Annotated in this window: 9 protein-coding genes and 1 pseudogene; 8 read left to right on the top strand and 2 right to left on the bottom strand. The window is 32.7% G+C overall.

Annotated features, from left to right (window positions below):
- Window positions 1-281: 281 nt before the first annotated feature.
- Complete coding sequence (locus BX659_RS17995; RefSeq protein WP_216358794.1) at window positions 282-911, bottom strand: transmembrane-type terpene cyclase; 630 nt, start codon at window positions 909-911, stop codon at window positions 282-284.
- Between the two features lie 356 nt (window positions 912-1267).
- Between BX659_RS17995 and BX659_RS18000 the strand changes: the two genes are divergently transcribed.
- The 8 genes from BX659_RS18000 to BX659_RS18035 all read left to right on the top strand — a co-directional run bounded on the left by BX659_RS18000 (window position 1268) and on the right by BX659_RS18035 (window position 11284).
- The gene (locus tag BX659_RS18000; RefSeq protein WP_097018082.1) at window positions 1268-1756 is read left to right on the top strand and encodes a protease complex subunit PrcB family protein; all 489 of its coding nucleotides are present in this window, start codon (window positions 1268-1270) and stop codon (window positions 1754-1756) included.
- Between the two features lie 69 nt (window positions 1757-1825).
- On the top strand, window positions 1826-3160 hold the full coding sequence (locus BX659_RS18005; protein WP_097018083.1) for an N-acetylmuramoyl-L-alanine amidase family protein: 1335 nt from the start codon (window positions 1826-1828) through the stop codon (window positions 3158-3160).
- Between the two features lie 89 nt (window positions 3161-3249).
- On the top strand, window positions 3250-5472 hold the full coding sequence (locus tag BX659_RS18010) for an N-acetylmuramoyl-L-alanine amidase family protein (RefSeq protein WP_097018084.1): 2223 nt from the start codon (window positions 3250-3252) through the stop codon (window positions 5470-5472).
- Window positions 5472-5960, top strand: coding sequence for a GerMN domain-containing protein (locus BX659_RS18015; RefSeq protein WP_097018085.1), 489 nt, complete (start codon window positions 5472-5474; stop codon window positions 5958-5960). Before BX659_RS18010 ends, BX659_RS18015 begins: the two co-directional genes overlap by 1 nt.
- A gap of 669 nt (window positions 5961-6629) precedes the next feature.
- Entirely contained in the window at window positions 6630-7445 is an 816-nt protein-coding gene (gene murI / locus BX659_RS18020) for a glutamate racemase (protein WP_097018086.1), read from the top strand.
- Window positions 7446-7780: 335 nt separating this feature from the next.
- The gene (locus BX659_RS18025; protein WP_097018087.1) at window positions 7781-8752 is read left to right on the top strand and encodes a TAXI family TRAP transporter solute-binding subunit; all 972 of its coding nucleotides are present in this window, start codon (window positions 7781-7783) and stop codon (window positions 8750-8752) included.
- Between the two features lie 103 nt (window positions 8753-8855).
- Window positions 8856-9371, top strand: a complete 516-nt coding sequence (locus BX659_RS18030; RefSeq protein ID WP_253250735.1) for a DUF1850 domain-containing protein — start codon at window positions 8856-8858, stop codon at window positions 9369-9371.
- Window positions 9350-11284, top strand: a complete 1935-nt coding sequence (locus BX659_RS18035) for a TRAP transporter permease (RefSeq protein WP_097018089.1) — start codon at window positions 9350-9352, stop codon at window positions 11282-11284. Before BX659_RS18030 ends, BX659_RS18035 begins: the two co-directional genes overlap by 22 nt.
- Before the next feature lie 274 nt (window positions 11285-11558).
- On the opposite strand, the pseudogene BX659_RS19765 reads toward BX659_RS18035, so the two are convergent.
- A pseudogene (locus tag BX659_RS19765) lies at window positions 11559-11692 on the bottom strand (IS30 family transposase); the annotation flags it as partial.

The raw sequence follows: 11692 nt of genomic DNA on the forward strand, positions 1-11692 counted from the left end.
TATAAAATATAAACGATGTCCTGTAACAAAATAATCACTAGTGAATAAACGATGTCTTGGAATTTTTACCGTAAACGATGTTCTGGAACATATCATATAGCTACTGGTTATTAGCTAAGACCTTAAAAGCTAAAGGCTAGAAGCCAGCAGCTAGTAGCTAATAAAAAAGTGTCGCATTATCTCTATATTATATCAATCCAATTAATACCACTATGTAATATTATCTAATCTAATTCTATCAGTTAAACTCAGAAAAAGTTATAGAATATTTATCCAATATCTTATGAAGTTTGATTTTTACTTTTGGGATGGTAGTTATATAGTAATAAAGTATAGATAAAATCAAAGAAGAAAGTAACTATAGAGAAGAAGGTTATAAGTGGGGAATATTCGATTATATAAGCGGCAATAGAGACGAATAATGTTCCAAATAATTTAAATAGGGCGATAAAGATTGATTGTCCAGCGATATTACCACGTCTTACTAACATAGTTATAAATAAGATAGACATGATTAGATTCTGTCCAAAGGCTGCATACTTACCGAGGTTATCATTAAATTCATAAGAAATTAATAAGATAGTTAAAAAACTTATGATTAATGTGATTAGGAAGATATAATAAAAGAAGCTTTGATAGAAAATTTCTTTAAAAGTTTCTCTTCCAAAGTATAGAAATTGGAATAAGATAATCAAATCAAGAAGAAACCAAATAATATTAATATAAATTTGGGGACTAGGGTGGGGCATAATAAAAGAAAAGATAAATTCCCATGAAATATTAGCACAGATAGCTAACATTGGCATTCCGTAAGTCCTATCCTGGAAACCTTTAACTATAATTAAAATATAGGTTAAAGACCAGAATAGCCCACAGCCTAGTTGTAAAAGCAAAACTATATCAATCTCCATAATCAGATCCTCCTATCTATTAATTAAAGTTTGCTAATGATTACACTATAAAATAACATATTCATAAAAAAGTAAAAGAAGTACTATTATATTGTATCTAGTTGTCTATTATAAAGGGGTGATTGCCAGATTAAGTTATCAATAATTAAATTTACATAAAGGGTTTTAGTCAATAATCTTGAAAATATATTACAGAAGGAAAGGGGATTTTAAGGTAAGATAAAGAAAAAAATTCCTATTTATTAATTTAGTCGTTTTACAGTCATAATTATTATTAAGATAATAATATAATAAGTTTAGAATGAAGAGTAAAGTGGGAAAGGCTTTCCCCACTTTTTTTATTAAGGAGTGGTAAAATGATTAAATTTCCATTAAAATCGTTGATATCTAACAATGAAAATAATAAAAGTCTTATTCCTTTTCAACACTTATTGCCAAAGAAGGATGAAGAGCTATGTGAAAAGGATGATTGTAGCTGCCAGGTTGACTTTCAGGTGATTACAAGAAGAGATCATATCTTTAAGCTGCCTAAGTATCATCAGAAGTCTTTAGATTTAAATATAGATTATAGTAAATATTTTTTGATTTATGCTTCAATTTGTGGAAATAATGTTAGAGGTTGTGAAGTAAAGATAGATAAGATCAAACAGAAGGGTAATCAGATTATTGTTAAGGCTAAAAGGTTAATTCCAAGTAGTAGTACCTTTACTTTGGAGATGGTCAATGTTCCTTATGATTTGGTCAAGGTAAAGAAGAGTAAATTACTAACAAAAGGACTTTTACACTTTAAATTTATAGATTGTCACGATAAACTATTATATGATACTACCTTCAAGGTTGATTGAGGAATTATTATACCATTAAATCACACTATTACATCGTAGCATTAATCATAGCTGGAAGGAGAAAAAATAATGAAAAATAAATACAGTATAATTGCACTATTGGTTGCAGTAACGATTTTTCTATCTTTAGTGGTAGAGGCTAAAAGTCCTAAATTTATCTTAGATGGTGAGGAGTTGAGTTCTGAATTTATAAAGGTTGTCAATGGAAGAACACTGATTTCGGCTCGTTTTATTTCCGATTACTTTGGAGATAGGGTAAATTGGGATAATAATAAGAAAACCTTAGAAATCTATAGTAATAGTGCTCATGTTATCCTTAAAATAAATGATAGAATAGCCTTAATCAATAATAAGCCTGTTCCCCTAGATGTACAACCGGCCTTAGTTGGTGGACAAGTTATGGTACCTTTGAGATTCTTGACGAAGCTATATGGTGGAATCTTGGCTTGGGATGGTGAGACTAAATCAATAAATTATCATAAGAACATGGTAAATGATGTTAGTGTTAAGATTTCAAATCAGACCTCACAAGTAATTATAGATATGGACTCTTTAAGTCAGTATAATTTGAAGTTATACCATCAGCCTACTAGGTTGGTCTTAGATGTGAAGAATGTAGGATTAAATGTGCTTAAGAATCTAATTTCAGTCAACAGTAGTATAATTAAGCAGGTCAGAATCAGTCAGTATAGCTTTGATCCTGCAGTAGTAAGGGTTACAATCGATATTAACTCAATGAGTAGTTACTATCTGAGTGAAGAAGGTTCTCAATTAATCTTAAATATCCGTAATAACTCACAGGTGGCTACTTCTTCTATTATTAGTGAACCTAAATTCAAAGAAGAGTTAAAATTATCAAGAAAGAAGATAGTTATAGATGCAGGCCATGGTGGGCATGACCCTGGTGCTATCGGTCCTATGGGCGTTATGGAGAAAGAGGTGAATCTTAAAATAGCTCATAAGGTAAATAGTATGTTAAAAAGAAAGGGATATAATACTGTTATGACTAGAGATAATGACCGATTTATTCCATTGGATGGTCGTGCAGAGATAGCTAATACCTTGAATGCAGATATATTTATAAGTATCCATGCCAACTCCCATCCACGAATTTCCGTTAATGGAACTGAAACTTATGCCCATTGGAATGCAAGTAAGGATAATTGGGCTTTAGCTTGGTATGTACAAAGTGAGATGATTAAGAGGATTGGATTAAGTGATAAAGGTTTGAAGGCTGCCAACTTCTCTGTATTAAGAAATACTGAGATGCCAGCTATCTTAGTGGAGTCAGGCTTCTTATCAAATCCTACTGAGGAGCGGTTATTAAAATCTGATAATTTCCAGCAGAAGGTTGCTGAGGGAATTGTGGCAGGGATTGAAAAATATTATCAAGAAAAAAACTAATTGAAAAAGGACTTTATAAAATTAATAAGAATATTAATGATAAACTGATAAATAATTTATATATAGTCTAATTTTAGGAGGCAAGTGATATGCCAAAACAGATATTAGTATTGACTTTAATATTTTTGCTAATAACATCTATATCTATTAGGGCAGAAGAAGATGATGATATTAGACTAATGATTAATGGTGATTTAATCACTGATCAATTGGATTATAGGATAGTAGATAATAGTATACTGATTCCTTTAGAGATGTTAACAGATAATCTCTCGATTAAAATGAAGTGGTTCACATCTATTGATACTATTCAACTAGACAAAGAGGGTAAGGTTATCAAATTTAGAGTTGGCGACAAGCACTTGCAGGTTGATAATCAGATCATCAAAATGGATACTAAAGTAATTTCAATCAATGAGAAGATTATGGTTCCTATAAAGGATATGGGTGATGCTTTAGGGTTGACCATTAAGTCCTATCCCGAGCAGAGAATTGTTAAGATCTCTGAGACTAAGGGGGAGATAAAGGATGTAGATTATCCTCAGACTGACGATTATGAAGGCTTAGAGTTATTAATAACAGAAGAGGTAGATTATGATGTTCAATTTTTCTCAAATCCACTTAGGATGGTCTTAGATATTAAAGGGGCCACAATCACTCCTAATTTGGACAAGCCTAAAGTTGATAGTGATTTGATTAAAGATTATCATATCTCCCAATTAGATAATAATACTAAAGTAATAATAGATTTATATGATAATATAGATTATAATATTGAACAGAAAAGAGATGGAGATGAATATAAATATTTAGTAAAGCTTAGTCCAATTATTAATTCTATCAAATATGATGGCTCAAAGATTAAGATTGGAGCTACCAGACCTTTAAATGCTACTAAGGTCAGTTATCTGTCAAATCCTAGCAGAGTAGTTATTGATATTAAAAATGCAGCCTTAGAGAAGGCAACAGATCTAAAGGTTGAGGATAAGTTCATTAATAAGGTGAGATTGAGCCAATTTCAGACAAAGCCATATAATATAGTTAGGGCAGTCTTGGATTTAGAAGGTGAAACTAGGGTAGAAGTAGAAAATAATGGAGGAACCTTAGAGATTTTACCTCTAAGTAGCCAACTGTTGGCAATAGATTATGATTTGGAAGAAGGTCTAATATTTAGGTTGAGTAATCAAGTAGAACCAGAGGTGTTACCGTTGCTTAATGGGGATAGATTGGTCTTTGATTTCCCCTTGACAGTAAATAATATTAAAGAACACACTTTGCAGATAGATGATAAGTTGATTGAGGAGATTAGAGTTTCTCAGTTTAATAAAGAGAAATCAAGAGTAGTAGTTGATTTGACTAAATTAGTACCTTATGAACTGGAATGGAAAGACAATAACCTTCAAGTGAAATTGGTTAATAATTTAACTGGAGTTGATCTGGAGAAGAAGAAGTTAAAGCAAACTTTAAAGCTCTCTCTTTTAAAGGCTAGGGAGTATAAAGTATATAAACTAGTTAATCCCAATCGTTTGGTAATAGATATCTTTGATACTATAGTTGATCTCAATCAGATTGAACTGCCTAAAGTTAGTGGTATAATTAAGGATATTAGAGTTAGTCAATACTCTACTGATCCTAAGCAGGTCAGGGTTGCTTTGGAACTAGAGAAGGATTTAGATTTTGAAATTAAGTCTGAAAGTATAACCGATAAGATAGAAGTAGATATAATAGAAGAACGCTTTAGAAGTTATTTAAAGAATAAAGTAATAGTGGTAGATGCAGGGCATGGAGGTCGTGATCCTGGAGCTATAGGGTATTCTGGGGCTAGAGAGAAGGACTTGATTTTGGATGTGGCTCTGAAATTAGAAAAGTTATTAGAGGATGGTGGAGCTGAGGTAATTATGACTAGAAAGACCGATGAATATATCGAATTAACAGATCGGTCTAAGTTAGCCAATGATAATAATGCTGATATCTTTGTCAGCCTTCATCTTAACTCACATGTTGATGAGCAGTATAATGGTACTGAAACTTATATAAGACCTAATTATGATCAAGCAAATTTGTTGTTAGCAAATCTTACTCAAAGAGCGTTACTTAAGGAATTAGGTACTTTTGATCGTGGAGTGAAGGCTAATAATCTAAAGGTATTGGATACCACAAATATGCCTGCTGTTTTAAATGAGATAGCCTTTTTAAGTAATCAAGAAGAAGAAGTGTTATTAATGAGTGAAGAGTTTAGAGAGAAGGCAGCTATAGCTTTATACAAAGGTATCAATAATTACTTTAGGCTATTGGCAGAGGAGGAGTTCTGATGTTAAAAGGTAAGAATATAAGCTTATATATTGTTGTAGGACTTTGTATTTTAGTGATTATTTTGTTTTCTAAGTTTTTTACAACTAAAGAGGTTAAATTATATTTTAGTGATGCTCAGGCTCAATACTTGACAGCTGAGATAAGGAAGGTAAAAACTAACAATTTATATGATAATGTAGTTAAAGAGCTAATTGAAGGACCAGAATCTGAGGAACTAGAGATGACCATTCCTACTCAAACTAAATTATTGGGGGTAGAGGTTAAGGAACGGATAGCTATAGTAAACTTTAGTAAAGAGATACAGACCAAGCACTGGGGAGGGAGCACTGGAGAGACAATTACTGTTTATTCTATTGTCAATACTTTGACTGCTCTTGATGGGATAGATAAGGTGCAGATCTTGGTTGAGGGTGTTAAGGTACAGACTTTGGTAGGTCATTTGGAGTTAGACAATCCATTAACTTTTAATAGCAATTTAATAAATTAGAGGTTTTATTTAGGCGAGGCTATGGTCTCGCTTTTACTTTGTAAATATAAATCTATGAGATCAAGATACTAGGCTAGTTAAATTTTAGTGTAGCTATTGAGGTTTAATGGATATATTGCGACACTTTTACTTTTTAAAAAGTAGACAAATTATTAGGTTCCGCCTAAGGGCGGGTTACGTTTTTCCTTGATGAAAAAGTAACCAAACCTACGAGTTTTAAAGAATAAAAACTCTTCGTGATAAATCCAATCAAGAAGAAAATTAAACTCACTACGCAATTAAAATATCAATTATTATCATTAATCATATTCTTTATTTAAAATTTGATTAAACTCTAAATTCCAGCTCAATTTTTGCTTCGTTCAAACAGGAATTTTCTTCGGTTTTAAAGATTTTAACTGTCAACTGTAAACTGAAATAAAAGTGTCGCATTATCATTATATTGTATCGACTTTATTACTAGCATAACAGCTGATATTAATAAGAAAAATATAATTACTAATCCCTTTGTTAACATATAATAAGTAATAGCGTTAGTTATAATAACTGAAATTGTGTTATAATTAACTTTATAATTATACTATTATATAAATACAATAAAATTAGTACCTAATATTCTATAGATGAATATTATAATAATAAAATTAAGAGTTGAATAGGATGGTGACAATGGCTAAAAAAGATCCAATAGCTCTCTTTGATTCGGGAGTAGGGGGGCTAACAATTGCTAAAGAGGTAATAGCTGAATTTCCTAAGGAGCAGATTATCTACTTTGGAGATACGGCCCATCTTCCTTATGGTATAAGACCGCAAAATCAGGTCAGAGATTTTGTGCTTGAGATTATAGATTACTTCACTAAGATTAATGCTAAAATGGTGATAATTGCTTGTAATACTGCTACAGCAGCAGGCTTAAAAGAGGCTCAAAAGCAATTTGCTCTACCGATTATAGGTCCAATTGAACCAGGAGTAGAAGAGGCTGTATTGGCTACAGCTAATAAGAAGATAGGAGTAATAGCAACAGAAGGCACAATTGAAAGCGGGGCTTATCAGAAGGGGCTAAAGAAGGCATCTTCTAAAGTTGAAGTTTTTTCTCAGCCTTGTCCTGAATTCATCCCTTTAGTAGAAAGGGGTGAGCTTTATAGTAGTAAGGCTAAGGGGATTACTAAAGCTTATCTTAGACCATTAAAGAAAGAAGGAATAGATACCTTGTTATTAGGCTGTACTCATTTTCCTTATTTAGAGGGGATTATTAGAGAGGTTATGGGAAAAGAAGTGAAATTGATTTATCCTGGTAGAGGGATTGCTTTAAGGGTGCGGGAGATTTTAAAGCAGCAGGACTTATTAAATGAAGATACTAGTATAAAAGATAATCAATTTTATGTCAGTGATTTAGATAAACTATCCAATGATTTTGTGAAATTGGGTAAAGACTTCTTAAACTTTAAAGAATTGGAGTTTAAAAAACTGGATATATGGAGATAATCAAATAACATATTTAACTTAAAGGTCTCAATTAATCTTGAATTGAGGCTTTTTATCATATTTATTTAGATTTTTTTAGATGATTGTTAATATGATGAAATCAGATATATAATTAAAATAATTTATGTTTTTTATTGAATTTTATTAAATCATTATAATGAACTTGACATCTTATGTGAAAAAATATATAATTGAATAGGGCATATATATGCCTTTTATTTATTTCTTATAATTTGATATCTTGTATACTCTTTTATAATTTTTAGTATTGAGTATCTAATTTTTACATTTAATAGTTACTTACATAAGTGATTATGAGAAGGGAGCAATGAGAAATGTTTTTAACTAAGAATAAGGTAATGTTTTTAAGTATGTTGTTAGTGTTGGGACTGTTTGTTGTAGGATGTGGTTCAGAGGAAGGTGCAAAGACTGAAACTAAGTTCTTATCTATTGCAACTGGTGGTACTTCAGGTACTTACTATCCTATAGGTGGAGCTATTGCTAAGATAATCAATGAGGATGTAGATAATGCCAATGCATCGGCTCAGTCTACTGGTGCATCTGTAACTAATACAAGGTTGATTGGTAAAAAAGAGGTAGAATTAGCTATTTTACAAAATGATATAGCTAGTTATGCAGTTAATGGACAGAATCAATTTGCAGATAATCCAGTGACAAATATGAAGGGGATTGCAACTTTATATCCAGAGGTTATCCAAATTGTAGTTAGAGAGGATGCTGGAATTAAGAGTATTCAAGATTTAAAGGGTAAGAAAGTAGCAGTAGGTGCTCCAGGTAGTGGGGTAGAAGCAAATGCTAAACAGATCTTGAACTTCTTTGGATTGACTTATGATGATGTTGAAGAAGATTACTTATCCTTTGGTGAAGCGGCAAGTAGATTAAAGGATAGACAAATAGATGCAGCTTTCTTAACTGCGGGTGTACCAACGGCAGCGGTAATGGATGTAGCTGCTACTCAAGATATAAACTTACTAAGCTTTAGTAAAGAAGAGATTAGCAAATTGAATGCAAAGTACCCATTCTTAACTGGAGTTAAAGTTGCAGCAGGAACGTATAAAGGACTAGATAATGAGGTTACTACTATTGCCTTAAAAGCTACTTTGGTAGTGGAAGCAAGTTTATCTGAAGACTTAGTATATAATATTACTAAGGCTATCTTTGAAAATAGAGACAAGTTAATTGAAGCTCATGATAGAGCTAAAGATATTAAAGTAGAGAATGCACAAGAAGGAATGACTGTAGAACTACATCCAGGTGCTGCTAAATACTTTGATGAGGTAAAATAATCATATTTCTTAGTGATAATCAATGACTAACAGTTAGTAGTCAAAAGAGAATTATTGAGAGGAGGATTCCGGACATTAGCTGCTAATGTCCGGTTATCATTTTATGAATAGGTTTTATAGCGTACTGGTATTCCTATTAATAATAACTGGGTTATTTACTCTGTCTTTTCTTCAAGAATCGGTACTGACAGTTAAAGAAGCTAAGACTGACAAGATAATCTGGCAAGAAAGAGTTGAAGAAGGGACAACCTTTGCAATTGAATATCTTCATTCGGTGGAGAGGACACCAGTTTGGGAGTATTTTGAGGTGAAAAAGGGTGAGATATTCTTAACAGGGACTTTATATGAGTCCTATGGTGCAGGGCTACCTTTTTTGAAGAAGAACAATTATATTGTTGCTAATGATAAGTTTGAGATTAAGGATATCAATAAAAAGTTAGATAATATTCCATTACGGGTCAGTGATTATGCTAAACATAAGCTTATTTATGGAGATGAAGAATATAAACTGTATGATATTACTCAACCTCAGAACTTAGTAGTGATAAGTGTAGAGAAGAAAAGTAAAATAAGATTATTAGTCGAGGAGGGAAAGAGATGGTTGAGACTCAAGAACTAAAAGACAAAGAATTATTGGAAGAGTTTGATACAGTAAGCAACTTTAGAAATTATACTGGTATTATGGCTATCTTTATTACAGTTTTAACTGTAGGGATGTCATTATTCCATCTATATACAGCAGGGTTTGGAGTATTATTGGCTCTAAAACAGAGAGCGGTTCATTTAGGATTTGTATTTACCCTGATATTCTTATTATATCCCTTTAAAAAGAGGGTTAAAGAGAATAAAATTTTGATGGTGATAGATTATATTTTAGCAGGGTTAAGTGTGGTTATTGCAGCTTATATATTTATTAATTATAAGGATTTAGTTGCTAGAGCTGGTATTTATACTACCTTAGACCAAGTTATAGCGGTTATAGCTATTTTATTAGTATTAGAGGGTACTAGAAGGGTGATTGGTTGGGAATTACCGCTAATCTCATTAGTATTCTTAGTATATGCTTACTTTGGACCACAAATGCCAGGTGTTTTAGCCCATAGAGGGTATTCACTATCACGAATTGCTAGTCATATGTATTTTACAACAGAAGGTATCTTTGGTATACCTTTAGGGGTGTCAGCAACTTATATCTTCTTATTCTTGCTATTAGGTGCTTTTGCTAAACGGACTGGATTGGGTGATTTATTTATCGATTTAGCAATGGCTTTAACAGGTAGAACTACTGGTGGACCAGCAAAGGCAGCAGTAGTTTCTAGTGGTTTTATGGGTTCTATCTCAGGAAGCTCAGTAGCAAATACAGTAACTACGGGTTCCTTTACGATTCCATTGATGAAGAGTGTAGGTTATACACCACGCTTTGCAGCAGCAGTAGAAGCAGCTGCTTCTACTGGGGGTCAGATTATGCCACCTATTATGGGGGCAGCAGCCTTTATTATGGCTGAATTTATTGGAGTACCTTATGCAAGTATAGCTAAAGCAGCTATCTTGCCAGCTATCTTATATTATTTAGCTGTTGGTTTAATGGTACATTTTGAAGCTAAGAAGCTAGGCTTGAGTGGGATGGATGAAGAAAGAATTCCTAAGTTGATGGATGTTTTGAAGAATAGAGGGCATATGGTGCTTCCTTTAGCAGCTATCTTCTATTATTTATTTAGAGGATATACACCACTTAAGGCTGCTTTTGTAGGGATTATCCTATCTTTTGTACTAAGTTTTATCAAGAAGGATACAAGGATGAGTTTAAAAGATGTAATAGAGACTTTAGAAGAAGGTGCTAAAAGTGCAGTAGGTGTTGCTGCAGCCTGTGCTTGTGTTGGATTTATCGTTGGGGTGACAACTTTAACAGGATTAGGACTGAAGTTTACTACCATTACTGTTGCTTTAGCGAATGGTAACTTGTTCTTAGCATTATTCTTTACTATGGTAGCATGTACTATTTTGGGAACTGGACTACCTACTACAGCAACTTATATTGTATTAGCTACAATGGCTGCACCTGCCTTGGTGAAGCTAGGAGTACCAATTTTAGCAGCTCACTTATTCGTATTATACTTTGGAGTAGTAGCAGATTTGACTCCTCCGGCAGCCTTAGCAGCTTATGCAGGAGCAGGAATTGCAGGAGCTAATCCATTGAAGACTGGATTGACAGCAGTTAAACTTGCTATTGCTGGTTTTGTGGTTCCCTTTATCTTTGCTTATTCTCCATCGTTGTTGTTATTACATTCTAGTATAGGAGAACTGATTATTATCACTCTTAGTTCTTTTATAGGAGTATATGCATTAGCCGGTGGAGTCTTGGGGTATTTAAAGAGAAAGACAAATATCTTAGAAGAGGTCTTGCTAATCATAAGTGCGATTACATTGTTATTACCAGGTTGGAAAACTGACTTGATTGGATTGGTGCTTTTAGGTGTAGTTCTCTTCTTACAAAGTAGAGAGATTGGGTTTATAGTTAAAGAAAGAGCTTAATTAGATAAAAAGGGGGGTCACGGTGTAGTGACTTCTCTTTTTTTATTGTTGTAGCATTATGGATATATTGTGATACTTTTAAAATTAGCGTGAGTGGGTGTGTGAGTGTGAGTAAACCCCAATAAAAAGAAGTTTTACACACACTCACACTCATAGCTCACACTCGACACAAAGTGTCGCAATATCTCTATATTATATCAATTTCAAAGTTATAATAAATTCTTAAATTGCAATATTAAATTGAACTAATTTCAAACTGTAATAATTTGTGTATTTAGTTATATAAAATTTCTCTTACTTGGTCTTCAAATGTTTCATCAGGGGTTAGGTAATCTAAGATTTTTCTTGGTAAAGTATTGCACCAATTTTGGACTCTAGCAATAGATTCAATAGCAAATTCATTTAGAC

The sequence above is a fragment of the Orenia metallireducens genome (genome assembly GCF_003001995.1).
In the GTDB taxonomy this organism is placed as follows: Bacteria; Bacillota; Halanaerobiia; order Halobacteroidales; family Halobacteroidaceae; genus Orenia; species Orenia metallireducens_B.